Origin of the sequence: Tabrizicola sp., from assembly GCF_041913445.1 — a bacterium.
Classification (GTDB): Bacteria; Pseudomonadota; Alphaproteobacteria; order Rhodobacterales; family Rhodobacteraceae; genus Tabrizicola.
This window is the reverse complement of the sequence record NZ_JAYSFG010000003.1, coordinates 346,616-365,612: the sequence shown is the minus strand read 5'-3', so window position 1 is coordinate 365,612 and position 18,997 is coordinate 346,616. Positions and strand designations below refer to the sequence as shown.

Below are 18,997 nucleotides of genomic sequence, written 5' to 3'. Positions count from 1 at the left end.
CACCAGGCGCTTGAGGTAGACGAGTTCCTCAAGCGGCCGGGTCAGTTCACCCGACCGGCGGCGGATCTCGTCCAGAAGCTCCTGCGCGCGTTCGTCGGGGGTGTTCTGCACCATGTTCTCGTCCGAACCGATGCGGGCGGTTTCGCCCGGACGGCGTCCCAGCGGGTCGGTGCCCTGCGGATCGGCCGAGCCCATGTCGCGTTCGCCGCCCTGCCCGTCGCGGTTCTGGCGCTGTTCGTCGGCCAGCGCCTCGCCGAAGTCGCGCATCCCGTCGCGGAGCGCTTCCATCGCCTCGGCCTGGCGGTCAAGCGCGCCGTCTAGATCGCCGTCCCGCAGCGCATCCTCGGCCTCTTCCATCGCCCGACCGGCGCGGTCCAGGTTGCGGCGGCCCTCTTCGCCCTGCTCGGTCCCGTCGCCGGGAAGCTGACCCTGCTGCAACTCATTCAGCCGTTCCCGCAACTCGCGCTGGCGGTCGGACAGCGAGCCGCCCTGGCCGTCGCCATCCTGGTTCTGCGCCTGGTCGCTGCCCTGGCCCGGTTGGTCGCCCGGCTGCTGGCCCTGGCCCTGCTCTTGCCCCTGTTCCTGGCCCGGCTGCTGGCCTTCGCCCTGCTGTTGGCCATCGCGCGGCACACCCTGCAGGTCGCGGAAGGCGTCGTCGGAAAGTTCCTGCTGGTCGCGCAGCGTCTCGCCCAGGTCGCCCATCGGGCCGTCCTGGCCCTGGCCCTGGCCTTGCCCCTGGCCCTGGACGACCTGCATGTTCTGCATCAGCTGGCGCAGTTGCTCCATCAGCTCGGCGGCTTCGGCGGTCTTGCCTTCCTCCATCAGCTGCTGCAGCCGGTCCAGCATCTCCTGCAGCTGGTCGCCGGACATCATCTGGCCCTGCATCATCTGCTGCTGCTGCTGGTCGCCCGGATTGCGCTGCGCCTCTTCGGCCAGTTCCCGCATGTATTCGTTCAGCGCCTGCTGCATTTCCTTCATCAGCTGGTCGATCTCTTCCGGCGAGGCGCCGTTCTCGATCGCCTCCTGCAGCCGGTCCTGCGCACGCTGCAGGCGTTCCAGCGCGGACTGAAGGTTCCCCTCCTCGACCATCAGGGCGATGGTCCAAAGCTTCTCAGCGACCGCATCGCGGTCCTCGGTCGAAAGGCTCGCTTCCTTGGCCTCCAGGTCGCGCATCAGGACCCGCAGGTGCAGGAAGGCGCGCTCGTGCCGGATGAAGCCTTCGGGACGGTTCGTGACGGCCTTCAGGATTTCGACCGCGCGGGGGGCGTTCACGCGGTTCCACAGGATGTCGCGGCGCATCTCGATCAGGGCGGCGGCCAGCGGGTCGAAGAAGCGCTTGCCGTGCAGGACGACCTCGTAAGGAGCCGAGGTGCCTTCGTTCCCCGCCGCATCGACGGCGGCAAAGACCATCGTGACCGGCATGTTGGCGAAGACATGTTTCGACAGATCGTCCACCAGGGTCGAGGTCATGTCCGTCCGCTTGCCCTTGCGCGGCATCGGCAGGTCAAGCGTCACCGGCTCGATGGCTTCGGGGTCGATGGTCAACCCGTGACGCCGGTCGACCTTGGCAAGGTCCAGCGAAATGGTGACGCGGCCCGCCACCACGCCGTAATCGTCGGTGGCCTTGAAGTCCTGTTTGAAGCGACCGTCCGCCTCGCGCACCATCTCTCCGGTGATTTCGATCGTGGGGGCGTTGTCCGGGATCGCGGTGATCTGCCATTCGCGGCCGCCGTTGCCCTCGATGGCAAGCTGGCCCGAGCGGGTGACCGTCAGGTCGTGCACCCCGGCCATCGCGTTGGGGACGGCGGCGGCGGGAGTGACTTCGCTTCCGGCTTCGGCAGCGGGTGGCGGCGGGACATCGGCGACGGTCTGGGCGACGGTCAGGTCGCCCTCGGGGCCGTAGAGGCGGATCTGCAGGCGGGTGCCGGTGGGCAATTCCAGCGCGGGGTCGGTGATGTCGTTGAGGTAAAGCGAGGGTTTCCCGGTGTAGGCCGGGGGCTGGGCCCATCCCTCCCAGGCCGGGCCGCCGGGCATGGCGACAGCCGCGCCGGGAGTAAGACCCGCGACCGAGCCGGCCTTCCAGAACGACCCGAAAAGCGCGGCCATGACGAAGGCCGTGAGCGCGACATAGCGCAGCGAGAAACGGTCGCGCGAGGACAGGCGCAGGTCGGGCTGGACCGGGCGCGCCCCGGCGGCGCGGGCGGCCATCCTCTCCTGATGCGCGCGCCAGACGGCCAGCGAGGCCGGGTCGGCGGTGCCGATGGCTTGGGTGTCGCGCAGCGCGGCGATGGGGCGGCCGGGCATGGTGGTGTCAAGCCGGTCCAGCGCGTCCATCGCCGTTGGTTTGCGGAACTGCTTCACGCCCCAGGCAAGGAGGGCCAGCGCGGCAAGGCCGATGACGGCCCCGGCCGCCTGGGCATAATGGAGCGGGCCGAGGTCCTGGACGCCGAAGGCCAGCGCGGCGAGGGTGACAAGGATCAGGGACCAGAGCGGCCAGAAGGCGCGGGCCAGCCGTTCCGCCCAAAGTCCCGCCAGCGTCAGGCGCATCGGCCAGACGAGGGATTTCAGCGGCGGTTGGGGCGTTTGTCCGGTCATGTCACCTGCCAAGGACCGGACAGGGTGTCACAGCCACGAGGGGATGGTATCGCGCTTGAGGATTTCGTCAAAGCTTGGACGCGCCCGGATGACAGCGAAGTGATCCCCGTTGACTAGCACCTCGGGGATGAGGGGCCGAGTATTGTATTCCGACGCCATGACCGCCCCATAGGCCCCGGCGGAGCGGAAGGCGACAAGGTCCCCCTCGGCCACCAGCGGCAGGTCGCGCCCCTTGGCGAAGGTGTCGCCGGTTTCGCAGACCGGGCCGACCACGTCGAACTCTTGCGTCGGGGAGGCGACGGGGGGCTCGATGACGGGCACGATGTCGTGGTGCGCGCCGTACATCGAGGGGCGCACAAGGTCGTTCATCGCGGCGTCGAGGATCAGGAAGTCGCGCCCCTCGCCGTTCTTGACGTAGATCACGCTGGCCACCAGGAGGCCCGCGTTGCCGGAGATCAGGCGGCCGGGTTCGATCTCGATCTCGCAGCCAAGGTCACCCACGGTGCGCTTGATGAGCGCGCCGTAGTCGGTGGGAAGCGGGGGCGCTTCGTTGGACCTTGTGTAGGGGATGCCCAACCCGCCACCGAGGTCGAGGCGGGTGATCGTGTGGCCCTCGGAACGCAGGCGGCGGGTCAGGTCGGCGACCTTGAGATAGGCCTGCTCAAAGGGCTCAAGGTCGGTGAGCTGCGACCCGATATGGACGTCGATGCCGATGACCTGCAGGCCGGGGAGTCTCGCGGCCTCGGCGTAGACTTCGGTGGCGCGGGCAATCGGGATGCCGAACTTGTTTTCCTTCTTGCCCGTCGCGATCTTCTCGTGAGTCTTGGCGTCGACGTCCGGGTTGACCCGAACGGCGATGGGGGCCCTGACGCCGAGGGAGGTTGCGACCTCGGACAGCGCCCGCATCTCGGGTTCGGATTCCACGTTGAACTGCCGGATGCCGCCGGTCAGGGCGAGGCGCATCTCGTCGCGCGTCTTGCCGACGCCGGAGAAGACGATGCGGTCGCCCGGGACGCCCGCCGCCTTCGCGCGCAGGTATTCCCCGCCCGAAACCACGTCCATGCCCGCACCGAGGTTGCCGAGGGTCTTCAGCACCGCGACGTTCGACAGCGACTTGATGGCGAAGCAGACGAGGTGCGGCAGGGGGGACAGCGCCTCGGTGAACAGGCGATAGTGCCGGGTCAGGGTGGCGGTCGAATAGACGTAGAACGGGGTGCCGACCTGGGCCGCGATGTCCGTCAGGGCGACGTCCTCGGCGTGGAGGGTGCCGTTCTTGTAGAGGAAATGGTCCATCGTCGTCCCCGGATCGCTTCCGCGTCGTCATATCCGGGCCGAACGGTGGTGCAAAGCGCCGATTTCTTCAAAGAAATCGGTTCGGAGCCTTTGAAGGCTCCGGTCCGGAATTTTCGAAAATTCCGGCGTCAGACCTGGGCGTCCTCCGCCTCGTCATGGGCGGCCTCCCAAACTTCCTTCGCGGCGTCCAGGTTCAGGGCGGCGATGACCAGTCCGACCACGATGTCCGGCCAGATTGAGGGGTGGCGCGCCGTCACCAGTCCGGCCCCGATGATGCCGATGTTCGCCAGCGCATCGTTCCGGGCCGACAGGAAGGCCGCGCGGGTGAGGCTACCCTCGGCCCGGCGGTGACGCGCCAGAAGCAGCGCGGCGGTGAGGTTCACCGCCAGCGCCCCCAGCCCAACGAGGGTAAGCGCCGCCGCAATGGGGGGCGTCGGGTCCAGAAGTTTGGCGCCCAGCGTCCAGAGGAAGGCAACCGCCGGGACCAGCAGTAGCGCGGCAAGGACCTTGCCCACGGCCGCACGGCGGGTGGCGGTCCAGGCCAGCGCGAAGAAGATCAGGCTGTTGACCGCCGCGTCTTCCAGAAAATCCACGCTGTCGGCCATAAGCGCGACCGAACCCGCGCGCAGGGCCGCCAAGAACTCCACCCCGAAATAGGCAAGGTTCAGGCCCGCGACGATCAGCACGGTCTGGCGAAGGGTCGTCACCCCGGGCGGGATCAGGCCGCCTCGGCTGCCGGGCGACGGATCGACCCTGCCGCCTTCAGGACCAGCGGCCGCAGGCCCGCGCCACCTGCATCGACGATCTCGAAGAACTGGCGGCGCATCCGGGGTTCCCAGAAGTCGTTGATATGGTTTGCCAATCCGGCAATGCCCTCGGCCTCGGGCTTGGTTTCCATGAACATGGCAATCTGGTTTGCCATCCGGGCGATCTTGTCAGCCGACATGGGCTTCCTCCGTCTTCAAACGATCCGTATGCGAGAAGACCTCGAACCGGTCCCCGCGGGCGAGCGCGATCAGGGTGATCCCCGAGGCCTCGGCCAGGTCCACCGCCTCGGCCGTGGGGGCAGAGACGGCAATGATCATCGGCGCGCCCAGCATGGCGACCTTCTGCACCATGTCGGTGGACACCCGGCTGGTCAGGACCACGGCACCCTGCGGCGCAATCCCCTGCCGCAGCATCCCGCCGACCAGCTTGTCCAGCGCATTGTGCCGGCCCACGTCCTCACGCGCCAGAAGTACGCGCCCGTTCCAGAACGCCGCGCCATGCACTGCCCGCGTCGCGTCGTGCAACCGCTGTTCGGCGGGCAGCGAGGCCACCGCTTCCCGCACCTGGGTCGGCGTCAGGCGGAAACGCGACGGCTGGACGACCGGCACCTCGCGCAGCGCCTGGTCGATGCTGTCGATCCCGCAAAGCCCGCAGCCCACCGGACCGGACATTGTCCGCCGCCGGGCAGCCAGCCGAGCCTCGGCCTCCGGCCGCAGCCAGACCTGCACGTCGCGACCCCGGGGGCCCTTTTCGACATCGACGGACTGGATCTCTTCCGGCCTGGCGATTCCCTCGGTCAGGGCGAAGCCCACGCCGAAGTCCTCCAGATCCGCAGGCGTCGCCATCATCACCGCCTGCGTCGTGCCGTTGAACGAAAGCGCGACGGCCACCTCTTCGGGCAGGACCCGTTCCCCCGGTTGGACCGAGGGACCGAAGACCAGCCGAGGGGTTGGCCGCGCGCCGTTCATTCCGCGGCCAGGATCCGACGCGACAGGGCCGCCTGCGCGGCGTACTCTTCCTGCCACTCGGACGGCCCGTTCGAGGGGCTGACCTGCACCGCCGTCACCTTGTATTCCGGGCAGTTCGTCGCCCAGTCGGAGAAGTCGGTGGTGATGACGTTGGCCTGCGTGTCCGGGTGGTGGAAGGTGGTGTAGACCACGCCGGGCGACACCTTGTCGGTGATCGTCGCCCGCAGCGTGGTTTCCCCCGACCGCGAGGCGAGCCGGACGAAGTCGCCGTCCCGGATGCCCCGGTTCTCGGCGTCATGCGGGTGGATCTCCAGCACATCCTCGTCATGCCAGACGACGTTCGCCGTCCGCCGGGTCTGCGCGCCCACGTTGTACTGCGACAGGATGCGGCCCGTCGTCAGCAGCAGCGGGAAGCGCGGGCCGGTCTTCTCGTCCGTCGCCACATATTCGGTGCGGATGAACTTGCCCTTGCCGCGCACGAAGCCGTCGATGTGCATCAGCGGCGTGCCTTCCGGCGCCTTGTCGTTGCAGGGCCACTGGACCGAGCCCATCGTCTCGATCTTCTCGTAGCTCACCCCAGCGAAGGAGGGCGTGGTCATGGCGATCTCTTCCATGATCTGCGACGGGTGGGTGTAGTTCCAGCCCGCGCCCATCGCGTTGGCGAACATCTGGGTCACTTCCCAGTCGGCATAGCCTTGCTTCGGCGCCATCACCTTGCGGACCATGTTGATCCGCCGCTCGGCGTTGGTGAAGGTGCCGTCCTTTTCCAGGAAGGACGAGCCGGGGAAGAAGACGTGGGCGTAGTTCGCGGTCTCGTTCAGGAAGAGGTCGTGGACGATCACGCATTCCATCGCCGCCAGACCCGCCGCGACGTGGTGGGTGTCGGGGTCGGATTGCAGGATGTCCTCGCCCTGGCAGTAGAGGCCCTTGAAGGTGCCCTCGACCGCGGCGTCCAGCATGTTCGGGATGCGCAGGCCGGGTTCCGGGTCGATGGTGACGCCCCAGGCCTTCTCATAAATCGCGCGGACCTCCGGGTTCTTCACGTGGCGGTAGCCCGGCAGTTCGTGCGGGAAGGACCCCATGTCGCAAGAGCCCTGCACGTTGTTCTGGCCACGGAGCGGGTTCACGCCCACACCGCGCCGACCGATGTTGCCGGTCAGCATGGCAAGGTTGGCGATGCCGATGACGGTGGTCGAGCCCTGGCTGTGCTCGGTCACGCCGAGGCCATAGTAGATTGCCGCATTGCCGCCGGTCGCATAGAGGCGCGCGGCCTTACGGATTTCCTCGGCCGGGACGCCAGTGACCAGCTCCACCGCTTCGGGCGAGTGGTTGGGGGCGCCGATGAACTCGGCATAGTCCTGGAACTCATCCCAGTCGCAGCGGGTGCGGATGAACTCTTCGTTGTAGAGCTTTTCCGTCACGATCACATGCGCCAGCGCCGAGACGACGGCGACGTTGGTGCCCGGGGTCAGCGCCAGGTGATGCGCGGCCTTGTAGTGCGGGCCTTCCACGGTTTCCGTCCGGCGCGGGTCGACGACGATCAGCTTCGCGCCCTTCCGCAGCCGCTTCTTCATGCGGCTGGCGAAAACAGGGTGCGCAGCCGACGGGTTCGCACCGATCACCATGATCACGTCCGAGTCCTCGACCGAGTCGAAGTCCTGCGTGCCGGCCGAGGTGCCGAAGGTCTGGCCCAGGCCATAGCCGGTGGGCGAATGGCAGACGCGGGCGCAGGTGTCGGTGTTGTTGTTCATGAACACCGCGCGGGTCAGCTTCTGGACGAGGTAGGTCTCCTCGTTCGTGCAGCGGCTGGAGGTGATCACGCCGACCGACTGGCGGCCGTACTTGGCCTGGATGCCCTTCATCTTGGCGGCCGCGAATTCCATCGCCTCGGCCCAGGACACCTCACGCCACGGCTCGTTGATCGTCTCGCGGATCATCGGCTTCAGGATGCGGTCCTGGTGCGTGGCGTAGCCATAGGCGAACCGGCCCTTGACGCAGGAGTGGCCGCGGTTGGCCTTGCCGTGCTTGTACGGGGTCATGCGGACGAGTTCGTCGCCGCGCATCTCGGCCTTGAACGAACAGCCGACGCCGCAATAGGCGCAGGTGGTGATGATGCTGCGGTCCGGCGTGCCGATGTCGATGACCGACTTCTCGGTCAGGGTCGCGGTCGGGCAGGCCTGCACGCAGGCGCCGCAGCTGACGCAGTCCGAGGCGAGCGCATTGTCGGTCTTCGCGCCAAAGGACACGCGGCTGTCGAAGCCCCGGCCTTCGATGGTCAGAGCGAAGGTGCCCTGCACTTCCTCGCAGGCCCGGACGCAGCGCGAGCAGACGATGCATTTCGCCGGGTCGTAGCTGAAATAGGGGTTGGAATCGTCCTTCGGCAGCCACTGCGGGTTGGCCTCGCCGCTGGTGTTGCGGGCGCGGAAGTGGGTATCCACCGCCTCATACCGCACGTCGCGCAGGCCCACGGCCCCGGCCATGTCCTGCAGCTCGCAGTCGCCGTTGGCGGCGCAGGTCAGGCAGTCCAGCGGGTGGTCGGAGATATAGAGCTCCATCACCCCGCGGCGCAGGTCCTTCAGCTTGCCGGTCTGGGTCTTGACCTTCAGGCCGGGGGCCACGGGCGTGGTGCAGGAGGCAGGGGTTCCCGCCCGACCCTCGATTTCCACCAGGCAGAGCCGGCAGGAGCCGAAGGCATCTACGCTGTCGGTCGCGCACAGCTTCGGGACCGAGATCCCCACTTCCGCCGCCGCGCGCATGATGCTGGTGCCTTCCGGCACGGTCACGTCGAAGCCGTCGATGGTCAGCGTGACCATGGTCTTGGACTTCGAGGCAGGGGTGCCGAAGTCGCGGTCGGGGATGATGAAGTCTTTCATCTGATTAGCCTTTCCGTGCGGCAAGCTGGTGGGCGACGATGGCGTTGGCGTGGCCGTGGCCCATCTGGTGGGTGTCTTTCAGGAACGCGACGATCTGCATGTGCGGCAGGTCGAGCTTGTCCTGGATCTGGTCGAACCAATGCGCCATCGGCTGACCGTATTTCTTCTCGATCGAGGGGAAGTAGGACGCGGGGCCCTTCACCGTCTCGGTCATTCAGCGGCCTCCTTCGCGCGGGCGAAGTCATCCGGGAAATGCGTCAGTGCGCTCATCACTGGATATGGGGTGAAGCCGCCCAGCGCGCAAAGCGAACCGGACTTCATCGTGTTGCACAGGTCCGTGATGAGCGGGATCGCGCTGGCATCGCCGCGCGCGATCCGGTCGATGGTTTCCACCCCCCGGGTCGATCCCAGGCGGCAGGGCGTGCACTTGCCGCAGCTCTCGATGGCGCAGAACTCCATCGCGAAGCGGGCCATCTGCAGCATGTCCGTGGTGTCGTCGGCCACCGTGAGGCCCGCATGGCCGATCAAGCCTTCCTTCGCGCCGAATTCCTCATACCCGAAGGGCGTGTCGAACAGCGACACCGGGAACCAGGCGCCCAGCGGCCCGCCAACCTGCACCGCCTTGACCGGACGCCCCGAGGCCGTGCCGCCGCCGATCTCGTTGACGATCTGGCCCAGGGTCAGGCCGAACGCGACCTCATAGAGCCCGCCGTATTTCACGTTCCCGGCGATCTGCAGCGGGATCGTCCCACGGCTGCGGCCCAGACCGAAGTCCTTATAGTAAGCCGCGCCCTTGGCCATGATCACCGGCACCGAAGCCAGCGAGATCACGTTGTTCACCACCGTCGGCCGCCCCAGGAACCCCTGCAGCGCCGGCAGCGGCGGCTTGGCGCGCACCACGCCACGCTTGCCTTCCAGCGAGTTCAGCAGCGAGGTCTCCTCGCCGCAGACATAGGCCCCCGCGCCGACGCGGATTTCCATGTCGAAGGCTGGACCCAGCACCTTGGCCTCGCGGGCGATCCGGACTGCGGCTTCCATCACGCGGATCGCGACGGGGTATTCGCTGCGGATGTAGACGTAGCCCTTGGTCGCCCCGCAGGCCAACCCGGCAATCGCCATGCCTTCGATCAGCGTGAAGGGGTCGCCCTCCATCAGCATCCGGTCGGCGAAGGTTGCGCTGTCGCCCTCGTCCGCGTTGCAGACGATGTACTTCTGCTCGCCCGCAGCTTCCGAGACGGTCTTCCACTTGATCCCCGTCGGAAAGCCAGCGCCGCCCCGGCCGCGCAACCCAGACTCGGTCACCTCGGCCACGATCTCGGCCTTGGACATCTTGGCCGCACGTTCCAGGCCCACCAGCCCGCCATGCGCCACGTAATCCTCCAGCGACAGCGGATCGATCACGCCGACGCGGGCGAAGGTCAGACGGGTCTGCCCCTTCATCCAGGGCAGCTCCTCGACCAGTCCCAGCGCCTTCGGGTGCGCGGACAGGTCGCCGAACAGCGAAGGCACATCGGCCAGCGTCATCGGGCCAAAGCCAACCCGGCCCTTGTCGGTGACAACCTCGACCAGCGGCTCCAACCAGACCATCCCGCGCGAGCCGTTGCGGACGACCTCGACTGAAACCCCGCGCGCGGCGCCCTGGGCCACGATGGCCTCGGCAATCTTGTCGGCCCCGAGGGCGACGGCGGCGCTGTCCAGCGGAACGTAGACCTTCATTTCGCCACCTCTGCGCACACGCCTTCATCCACCCTGCCCACCAGCCGGCCGTCGACCATCGCCGCCGGTCCGCAGGCGCAGAGGCCCAGGCAGAACACCGGCTCCAGCGTTACGCGGCCATCGGGGGTCGTCTCGTGCCAGTCGATGCCCAGCGCCTTCTTGATCCGGTCCGCCACGTCGTCCGCGCCGACAGTCTGGCAGGCCTCAGCCCGGCAGAGCTTCAGCACATGCCGCCCGGCGGGCTTTTCGCGGAAGTCGTGGTAAAAGCTGATGACCCCGTGCACCTCGGCCTTGGACAGCATCAGCGCCTTGGCGATCTGCGGCACGGCGGCCTCGGGCACATAGCCGAACGCCTCCTGAATCGCGTGGAGGATGGGCAGCAGCGGCCCCTCCAACCCCTGATGGGCCTCAAGGATCTCGGCGATCCGGTCTGTCTGGGCGTGGGAATCGAGCATGCGGGCAAACCTCTGGCTAGCATGCAAAGGTATACGCCCGGAACGATAGGCGATTCAATGTCGATATATCGTCAGTCGATAGACAGCGCCTATCGAAACAGCCGGATCGCCTCGTCGATCAGGGCCTGGAGGACCGGAGTCTGCGGGTCGCGCTTGGCGGCGATCAGGCCCACCGTATGCTCGGCCTCCGGTTCCACGATGGGGATGGAGTGAAGCCGACCATCCGCCACGAACATGTCGGCAAGCTTCTTCGGCACGACCGAGGCCCAGCGCCCCGTCAGCACATGCGCCACAAGGGCCATCGTCGAGTTCGATTCGATCATCGGCGCGGCGTCCACTCCGGCCTCGCCCAGGTGCTGGTTGACGATCCGCCGGTTCTGCATGTCCGAGGTGAGAAGGCAAAGCGGGACCGAGGACAGCTCATTCCAGCTGACCTGCCGCCGATGCGCCATCTCGGAGCCGGGCGCGATGAGGAGGCGGTAGAACTCGGTATAGAGCGGCACCTGCGAGACCCGGCCCAAAGGCTCGTTGTCCAGATAGGTGATCCCCGCCTCCAGATCCAAGGCCTCGATCCCGGTCAGGATCTCCACGCTGGTGCGCGACAGGATCGAGACGCGGACATTGGGGTGCTTCTGGGTGAAAGGTCCGGTGAGGTCGGCCACCATCGGCAGGGCCGTGGGGATGACCCCGATCCGCAGGTTGCCGGACAGGCCGGTCCGGACCACCCGCATCTCATCCTTCAGCGCCCGCACGTCGCCCACGATCCCCAAAGCCCGGTCCAGCACCCGCTGCCCCTCCGGCGTCAGTCCCTGGAAGCGGCTGCCCCGGAAGACGAGCTGGACGCCCAACTGGTCCTCCAGCTGTCGGATGGCAGAAGAGAGCGAGGGCTGGGTCACGCCGCAGACCTCGGCGGCGCGGCCGAAGTGCCGTTCCTTCGCAAGCGCGATGAACATTTCCAGCTTGTCGATCATTCCCGAACCCTGCCGCGCCCCGCCCTTGCTAGCAACCCCCATAGGCCTTACCTCTGGGCGCATGCGCCGCTTCATCCCCTTCCTGCCGAAACCCGACATCGTCCCCGTGATCCGCCTGAGCGGAACCATCGGCAGCGGCACCCGGTCGCTGAACGACGAGGCGCTTGCCCCGCTGATCGAGAAGGCCTTCAAGATGAAGCCGGTCGCGGTGGCCCTGCAGGTGAATTCGCCCGGCGGGTCGGCGGTGCAGTCCAGCCTGATCGCGGCCCGCATCCGGCGGCTGGCGGACGAGAAGAAGGTGCCCGTCCACGCCTTTGTCGAGGATGTCGCGGCTTCGGGCGGCTACTGGCTGGCCTGCGCGGCGGATGACATCTGGGTGGACCAGAGCAGCCTTGTCGGCTCCATCGGCGTGATCTTCGCCAGTTTCGGCTTCCCCGAACTGATGGCGCGGCAGGGGGTCGAGCGTCGGGTGGTCACGGCGGGGCGGTCGAAAGGCTTTGCCGACCCGTTCCTGCCGCAAAAGCCCGAGGACATCGAGCGCCTGAAGGCCCTGCAAGGCCCGATCCACCAGGCCTTCATCGACCATGTCCGCCGCAGCCGTGGTATCCGCCTGGACGACAGCGCCGACCTCTTCAACGCCGACATCTGGACCGGCCAGCAGTCGGTGGACCTTGGGCTGACCGACGGCGTGGCGCATCTGGTGCCGAAGCTGAAGTCGCTCTACGGCGAGAAGGTGAAGATGGTCCCTCTGGGCCGCAAGCGGAGCCTGTTCCAGCGCTTCGGGCTGTCGTTGGTCGACGAAACCCTCGGCGCGGTCGAGGACAGGGCGCTTTGGGCGCGGTATGGGCTTTAGATGCTGCTCAAGATCATCTTTCTCTTCCTTGCCGCGATGGTCCTTGTCGCGCTGATCGGTCGCGCGCTCTTCCCCACCGCGCTGCCCCGCGTGATGCAAAAGCGCGTAAAGGCCCCTGTCTGCAAGCGTTGCGGGCGCTACCTGATCGGCACCAAGACATGCGACTGCGGGGGCAAGGCGAAATGACGGCACTGGTGACCGGGGCGGGCAAGCGGCTGGGCCGCGCGATGGCGCTGTACCTTGCGCAGCGCGGTCACGACGTCGCGGTCCACTACGCCTCGTCCGCCGAGGAAGCCGAGGCCGTAGTCGCCGAGATCCGTGCGATGGGCCGCAAGGCGCAGGCCTTCCAGGCCGACCTTCTGGACGAGGCGCAGGTGCAGAAGCTGATTCCCGCCGTGACGGCCGCGCTGGGGCCGCTCACGGTCCTGGTCAACAACGCCTCGATCTTCGAATACGACCGTATCGACACCGCGACCCGCCAAAGCTGGGATCGGCACATCGAGTCGAACTTGCGTGCACCCTACGTCCTGACCCAGGCCTTCGCCCGCCAGTGTCCGCCCGCCACGACAGATGAAACGGGAGAGCCGCTGGCGCAGGGCCTGGTCGTCAACATGATCGACCAGCGCATCCTGAAGCTGACGCCCGAGTTCTCGACCTACACCATTGCCAAGATGGGCCTCTGGGCCCTGACTCAGACAGCCGCACAAGGGCTTGCCCCCAACATCCGCGTCAACGCCATCGGGCCGGGCCCCACTCTCCGTGGCGCGCGGCAGACCGAGGAGCACTTCGCGCGCCAGCGTGCCGCGACCGTCCTGAAGCGGGGTGCCAACCCCCGGGACATCACTGCCGCGCTGGGCTTCTTCCTGGACAGCCCCGGTGTGACCGGCCAGTTCATCGCTGTGGACGGGGGCCAGCATCTCGGCTGGAAGACGCCCGACGTTCTGGGCGTGGAATAGCCGTTTCGGGAACCCGACGCGGCAACTTGTCCACTTTTGGCGACAGGTTCACGTGTCTGTCATAAATCGCTTGAAGATTCAGGGATTTGCGCCAGCCGAGAAATTCTTTCCTTTGAATTCAATGGGTTCCATATCTGCCTAAAAAATGTGCAACTTCATGAAACGGGCTGAATACAAGGGAAATTCGGCACTCCCGAAATCTTCTCCGCAGAGTTATCCCCAGATTCCGTGGACAGCTTTGCTCTTGCCTAGGCCCCCGTTCGGTGGCAGCCCAAACTGAGAATCGACAGACTGTAAACCATGGACGAAAAACCCCGCAGCGGACATGAGGTGATCCAGGATTACCTGAAGACTCTCGACGGCTCGCCGGGGGTCTATCGGATGCTGAACGCGGCCTCCGAGGTGCTGTACGTCGGCAAGGCGCGCAACCTGAAGGCGCGGGTTTCGAACTACGCGCGCCCGTCGGGACATTCGGGGCGGATCGCGCGGATGATCCACGAGACCGCCTCGATGATGTTCCTGACCACGCGGACGGAGCTGGAGGCGCTGCTCCTTGAACAGAACCTCATCAAGCAGCTGAAGCCGCGCTACAACGTGCTTCTGCGCGACGACAAGAGCTTCCCGAACATCCTGATCTCGGCCGAACACCCCTACCCGCAGATCAAGAAGCACCGCGGCAAGAAATCCGAGAAGGGCGCCTACTTCGGCCCCTTCGCCTCCGCCGGGGCGGTGAACCGGACGCTCAACCAGCTGCAGAAGGTCTTCCTCCTCCGCAACTGCTCCGACTCCGTCTTCGACAGCCGCACCCGTCCCTGCCTGCAATACCAGATCAAGCGCTGCAGCGCGCCTTGCGTCGGCAAGATCAGCGCCGAGGGCTACGCGGGCCTCGTCGACGACGCGAAACGCTTCCTCGAAGGCAAGACCACCTCCGTCCAGGCCGACCTCGCCCGCGACATGGCCGCCGCCAGTGAAGCGATGGAGTTCGAACGCGCCGCAGCCCTGCGCGACCGCATCCGCGCGCTGACCCAGGTCCAGCAGTCCCAGGGCATCAACCCCCAGGGCGTGGCTGAGGCCGACATCGTCGCGCTCCACCTCGAACATGGCCAGGCCTGCGTCCAGGTCTTCTTCATCCGCGCCAACCAGTCCTGGGGCAACCGCGACTTCTACCCCAAGACCGGCGCCGGGGCCGAAGCGCCCGAGATCCTGGAAGCCTTCCTCACCCAGTTCTACGACGACAAGGACCCGCCCCGCCTGATCCTCCTCTCTCACCCCGTCGACAACCCCGACCTGGTGTGCGAGGCGCTGTCCGCCCGCGCTGGCCGCAAGGTCGAACTCACGGTCCCCCAGCGCGGGGAAAAGGCCGAACTGGTGGAGAACGCGGTAAGGAACGCCCGCGAAAGTCTCGCCCGCCGGATGGCCGAGTCCACCACGCAGAACAAGCTCCTCCAGGGTCTCGCCGAAGCCTTCGACCTCGACGCCCCGCCGCAGCGGATCGAGGTCTATGACAACAGCCACATCCAGGGCACCAACGCCGTCGGCGGCATGATCGTCGCCGGGCCGGAGGGCTTCCTGAAATCGCAATACCGCAAGTTCAACATCCGGTCCGAGGCCGGGGCGAACTCCGACGACTTCGGCATGATGAAGGAAGTCCTCACCCGCCGCTTCGAGCGCCTGTTGAAGGAAGACCCCGAGCGGAAGACCGACATGTGGCCCGACCTCCTCCTGATCGACGGCGGCGCGGGGCAAGTCTCAGCCGTTGCCGAGATCATGTCCGAGTTGGGGGTGGAGGACATCGCGATGGTCGGCGTCGCCAAGGGCATCGACCGCGACGCCGGCAAGGAGGAATTCCACCGCCCCGGCGAACGCCCCTTCGCCCTGCAAAGAAACGACCCCGTCCTCTACTTCATCCAGCGCCTGCGGGATGAGGCCCACCGCTGGGCCATCGGCGCCCACCGCGCCAAACGGGCAAAGGCGGTGTCCGTGACCCCCCTCGACGACATCCCCGGCATCGGAGCCACCCGCAAACGCGCCCTCCTGCAGCATTTCGGGTCAGCCAAGGCAGTCGCGCGGGCGGGGGTCGAAGACCTGCAAGCCGTGGACGGCATCTCCCAAGCCATGGCCAAAACCATCGCGGACTACTTCTCCGCGAAGGGGTGACGGCGGCCACATCGTAGGGTGCGCTACAGCGCACCGTTTCACAGTGGAAGGGGATTCCTTCAGACTTCTGCGCTGAGCGAGATCTACTTGTATAGCTCCGTCGAGAATGCATTAGGACCAAGCAACTGGATTTCTGGATCTGTAAGGTCTGTGCTCAGTAGGGGTGGGTCAGGGATCAAGGTCCCTCGTTCCCTTCCGACGCTTTCAAGCCAAGGCAAAATCCCCTCAACACGCCCCTCCGTCACGGCCTCCTGCGTGATCTCCAGCGTCACCGCCTTCAACCGCACCCCCACACCAAACACCGCCGCAAGGTCCGCCGGGTCCACCTCCCGCACCGTCTCGGGCTTGGTGATGTCGTCAAACGTCACCAGCAGCGGCCACGCCTCGGGGGTCAATTCGACCGGCGTGTCCTTCGGGAACCCGACAATCTCTCCCACCCCCTCTGCCGACTTCGCAAAGTGCCCCCGCGGCACCGCAATTGCGAAGCCGGCGTTCAGCCCCGGTTCGCCCTGCCAACCACTGCCACCCTTCAGCAGGGCGAACAGCCAGCGACCCGGCATCACCTCGACGGCAAGAGCCTCTCCCGTCACCTGGACGCTGGCCGACGATGAATCAACGCCGCTGAACATCGCCTTCCCGAGAGCGCCCGTTCCCTCCCAGTCAATACGCTGGACGACCGATCCACGCACGTCTCCGTCGGGAGTCTCGATGACCAAGGTCAGCCGCTGGTTCCAGGATTCGCTAGGCGAGCACCCCGTCAGCAACAGCGCGGCGACACACAACAGACTAAGCAGTCGCACCATAACCAATGCCTCACCTCAAACTGCGGCCAGCCTAACACAACCAGCCGCACCCATCCCCCTCCGAAACCCCATACCTTTCATCTGTCCCCAAATATCCCCGCCGGAGGCATCCACCGCCCACCCCAGGCGCTCCCTCAACCGCCTCAGCACACCAGAAGCCCCAAGCGCCTCCCCTCCCCCAGCGTGGGGAGGGGCCGGGGTGGGGGGCACCCGGCCAGCCCCGATTCGCGACGGATGGTTAACGACCCCCCGTGCATACGCGCGTATGCATGACCCGTAGACGCGATGTAGACGCAAAGTAGCTGCCGTATCTACAGCCAACCCCTTGATCCAACACACCGAACGCCCGGCCAGCGTCACTTCACCACGAACCCATGCGCAAACGGATCGCGGTCGTCGATGAAGATCGTGTTGATCCCCGTCTGTCGCGCCCACCCGGCGATGGAGGGGACAATCGCTTCCCTCCCGGCAACGGTGACGGAAGCCTCGACCCGCCCCTTGAAGATCGACCCGATGATGCTCTCATGGTGGAACTCGTCCCCCACGGCCAGCTTCCCCTTTGCCGCCAGCTGCGCCATCCGGGCCGAGGTGCCCGTCCCGCAAGGACTGCGATCAATTGCTTTTTCCCCATAAAACACGGCGTTACGGGCATGGGCCCCCGGCACCGTGGGCTTCCCCGTCCACAGGACATGGCTCAGCCCCTGGATCTGCGGATGCTCGGGATGCACGAACTCATACTTCGCATTCAGCGCGGCGCGGAGCTTCGGCGACCACCCCACCAGCTCCCCCGCCGTATGGTCCGCCATGTCGCGGAAAACCTTCTGCGGCTCGACAATCGCATAGAAGTTGCCGCCATAGGCTACGTCCACCACGACCTCTCCCAGACCCTCCACTTCGGCCGTAAGTCCTTCTGCATAAAGGAAACCCGGCACATTGGTCAGCCGCACTTCCTCGACAAACCGGCCGTCCTGTATATACGAGACTTCGACGCGCCCAGCCGGAGCATCCACCGCCAACCGCCCTGGTTCGCGCGGAGTGATCAGCCCGTTCTCCAGCCCCATCGTCACCGTCCCGATCAGCCCATGCCCACACATCGGCAGGCAGCCTGAGGTCTCGATGAACAGTACCCCCACGTCGCAGTCCGGCCGGGTCGGCGGATAGAGGATCGACCCCGACATCATGTCATGCCCCCGCGGCTCGAACATCAGACCGGTGCGGATCCAGTCGTAATCCCGCAGGAAATGCGCCCGACGCTCCAACATCGTCGCGCCCTCCAGCCGGGGGCCGCCACCCGAGACCAACCGCACCGGATTGCCGCAAGTGTGCCCGTCGAGGCAGGAGAACGTATATACGGCCATGTCAGAACCTTTGGGGGCTAAACGGAGTCAAGTCGATCGCAGGCGAAGTATCTGTCAACAGGTCCGCCACCAGACGCGCGGTCCCCGCGCTTTGGGTGAGGCCCAGGTGGCCGTGGCCGAATGCATATACAACGTTCGGGGACACGCGCGAGCGCCCGATGGCCGGCAGGCTGTCCGGCAGTGAGGGTCGGAAGCCCATCCACTGTTTGCCGCCCTCGGTCTTCAGACCCGGCAGAAAAGCCTTTGCTTTCCGCAGCATGGCCTCGGACCGCTTGTAGTTCGGCGGCAGGGACAGACCCCCCAATTCCACCGCGCCGCCCACCCGGATGCCGGTGGACAGGCGCGAGATGACGAAGCCATGACCGCCGAAGGTGATCTGGCAGCGCAGGTCCAACGCGTCCGGCGGCAGGGTGGTGTTGTATCCGCGTTCCGTCTCCAGCGGGATGTGTTCACCCAGCGTGGCGGCGATCCAGTGCGAGAAGGCGCCGGCGGAGAGGACAACCTTGTCGGCAATGAGCGGCTCGCCGGTGGTCTGTATAGACACGCTCCCATCCTGCGGTTTCAGACCAGTGACTTCGGCTTGCAGGATCGTACCGCCCTGCGCCACGAAGCGGTCGGCCAAGGCCTGTACATACAGCTTGGGGTCGGCGATGGACCACCAGCCGGGTGTGAAGGTGCCCTTGATGAAGCGGGGGGAGAGGCCGGGTTGCAGGGCGGCCATCTCCTCGGCTTTCATGTGGCGGAAGTCGATCCCGTGGGCGGTCCTCGCCTCCCATCCAGGCAGTGACGCCTGAAATTCGGCCTCCGTCTCATAGACTTGCAGGTTTCCATCCTTCCTCAGCATCGGCAGCGTGCCGGTGGTGGAGAGGAACGGCTCCAGCTCGGCCCGGCTCAGGTCCATCAGGGCGGTCTGGGCGGTGGTGGAGGCCGCGACGGCCCGGGGCGAACAGGCACGCCAGAAGCGGTAAAGCCAGGGCGTGATCTGCAGCGCGTAGGCGGGAGGGATGGTCAGGGGGCCGAGCGGGTCGAGCAACCACTTCGGCGCCTTCCGCAGGATGCCAGGGGATGCCAGCGGCAGGATGTCGGTAAAGGCGAAGGCCCCGGCGTTGCCCGCCGAGGCCCCGGCGGCGGGGCCTTCGCGGTCGATAACGGTGACGGACAGGCCCCGCGCCTGGGCCATCAGGGCCGCGGACAGGCCGATGACCCCGGCCCCGATGACGATGACCTTCAT

17 protein-coding genes are annotated in these 18,997 nt (G+C 66.6%); 4 read left to right on the top strand and 13 right to left on the bottom strand.

Going from position 1 to position 18,997, the window contains the following annotated elements:
- The 10 genes from ACE3Q6_RS05970 to ACE3Q6_RS05925 all read right to left on the bottom strand — a co-directional run.
- Nucleotides 1–2,595: TIGR02302 family protein (locus ACE3Q6_RS05970; RefSeq protein WP_374429666.1), on the bottom strand; the 2,595-nt coding region annotated here is incomplete at its 3' end.
- Between the two features lie 27 nt (nucleotides 2,596–2,622).
- A complete protein-coding gene (gene lysA / locus ACE3Q6_RS05965; protein ID WP_374429664.1) occupies nucleotides 2,623–3,888 on the bottom strand; it encodes a diaminopimelate decarboxylase in 1,266 nt (421 codons plus the stop codon).
- A gap of 128 nt (nucleotides 3,889–4,016) precedes the next feature.
- Nucleotides 4,017–4,595, bottom strand: a complete 579-nt coding sequence (locus tag ACE3Q6_RS05960; RefSeq protein WP_374429662.1) for a cation transporter — start codon at nucleotides 4,593–4,595, stop codon at nucleotides 4,017–4,019.
- Between the two features lie 11 nt (nucleotides 4,596–4,606).
- Nucleotides 4,607–4,834 carry a formate dehydrogenase subunit delta gene (locus tag ACE3Q6_RS05955; protein WP_374429659.1) on the bottom strand — a complete coding sequence of 76 codons (228 nt, stop codon included), beginning with the start codon at nucleotides 4,832–4,834 and terminating at the stop codon, nucleotides 4,607–4,609.
- Nucleotides 4,824–5,624: a formate dehydrogenase accessory sulfurtransferase FdhD gene (gene fdhD, locus ACE3Q6_RS05950; RefSeq protein ID WP_374429657.1), complete on the bottom strand. Its 801-nt coding sequence runs from the start codon at nucleotides 5,622–5,624 to the stop codon at nucleotides 4,824–4,826. Before fdhD ends, ACE3Q6_RS05955 begins: the two co-directional genes overlap by 11 nt.
- Complete coding sequence (fdhF, locus tag ACE3Q6_RS05945; protein WP_374429653.1) at nucleotides 5,621–8,497, bottom strand: formate dehydrogenase subunit alpha; 2,877 nt, start codon at nucleotides 8,495–8,497, stop codon at nucleotides 5,621–5,623. The genes fdhD and fdhF overlap by 4 nt, the downstream gene beginning before the upstream one ends.
- 4 nt (nucleotides 8,498–8,501) lie before the next feature.
- Nucleotides 8,502–8,711: a DUF4287 domain-containing protein gene (locus ACE3Q6_RS05940; RefSeq protein ID WP_374429651.1), complete on the bottom strand. Its 210-nt coding sequence runs from the start codon at nucleotides 8,709–8,711 to the stop codon at nucleotides 8,502–8,504.
- Nucleotides 8,708–10,213 carry a formate dehydrogenase beta subunit gene (locus ACE3Q6_RS05935; RefSeq protein WP_374429649.1) on the bottom strand — a complete coding sequence of 502 codons (1,506 nt, stop codon included), beginning with the start codon at nucleotides 10,211–10,213 and terminating at the stop codon, nucleotides 8,708–8,710. The genes ACE3Q6_RS05940 and ACE3Q6_RS05935 overlap by 4 nt, the downstream gene beginning before the upstream one ends.
- Complete coding sequence (locus ACE3Q6_RS05930; RefSeq protein WP_374429647.1) at nucleotides 10,210–10,668, bottom strand: formate dehydrogenase subunit gamma; 459 nt, start codon at nucleotides 10,666–10,668, stop codon at nucleotides 10,210–10,212. The genes ACE3Q6_RS05935 and ACE3Q6_RS05930 overlap by 4 nt, the downstream gene beginning before the upstream one ends.
- Nucleotides 10,669–10,757: 89 nt before the next feature.
- A complete protein-coding gene (locus tag ACE3Q6_RS05925) occupies nucleotides 10,758–11,639 on the bottom strand; it encodes a LysR family transcriptional regulator (protein ID WP_374429645.1) in 882 nt (293 codons plus the stop codon).
- 61 nt (nucleotides 11,640–11,700) lie between these two features.
- Here ACE3Q6_RS05925 and ACE3Q6_RS05920 point away from each other — a divergent pair, with 61 nt between their 5' ends.
- From ACE3Q6_RS05920 to uvrC, 4 genes are all read left to right on the top strand, one after another.
- Nucleotides 11,701–12,492, top strand: a complete 792-nt coding sequence (locus ACE3Q6_RS05920; protein WP_374429643.1) for a S49 family peptidase — start codon at nucleotides 11,701–11,703, stop codon at nucleotides 12,490–12,492.
- Complete coding sequence (locus ACE3Q6_RS05915) at nucleotides 12,493–12,678, top strand: hypothetical protein (RefSeq protein ID WP_374429641.1); 186 nt, start codon at nucleotides 12,493–12,495, stop codon at nucleotides 12,676–12,678.
- Complete coding sequence (locus tag ACE3Q6_RS05910) at nucleotides 12,675–13,448, top strand: SDR family oxidoreductase (protein ID WP_374429639.1); 774 nt, start codon at nucleotides 12,675–12,677, stop codon at nucleotides 13,446–13,448. Before ACE3Q6_RS05915 ends, ACE3Q6_RS05910 begins: the two co-directional genes overlap by 4 nt.
- 300 nt (nucleotides 13,449–13,748) lie before the next feature.
- Complete coding sequence (uvrC, locus tag ACE3Q6_RS05905; protein ID WP_374429637.1) at nucleotides 13,749–15,605, top strand: excinuclease ABC subunit UvrC; 1,857 nt, start codon at nucleotides 13,749–13,751, stop codon at nucleotides 15,603–15,605.
- Between the two features lie 83 nt (nucleotides 15,606–15,688).
- On the opposite strand, the gene ACE3Q6_RS05900 is transcribed toward uvrC, so the two are convergent.
- From ACE3Q6_RS05900 to ACE3Q6_RS05890, 3 genes are all read right to left on the bottom strand, one after another.
- A complete protein-coding gene (locus ACE3Q6_RS05900) occupies nucleotides 15,689–16,408 on the bottom strand; it encodes a hypothetical protein (protein WP_374429635.1) in 720 nt (239 codons plus the stop codon).
- 356 nt (nucleotides 16,409–16,764) lie between these two features.
- Nucleotides 16,765–17,766: a 4-hydroxyproline epimerase gene (locus ACE3Q6_RS05895; RefSeq protein ID WP_374429633.1), complete on the bottom strand. Its 1,002-nt coding sequence runs from the start codon at nucleotides 17,764–17,766 to the stop codon at nucleotides 16,765–16,767.
- 1 nt (nucleotide 17,767) lies between these two features.
- Entirely contained in the window at nucleotides 17,768–18,997 is a 1,230-nt protein-coding gene (locus tag ACE3Q6_RS05890) for an NAD(P)/FAD-dependent oxidoreductase (RefSeq protein ID WP_374429631.1), read from the bottom strand.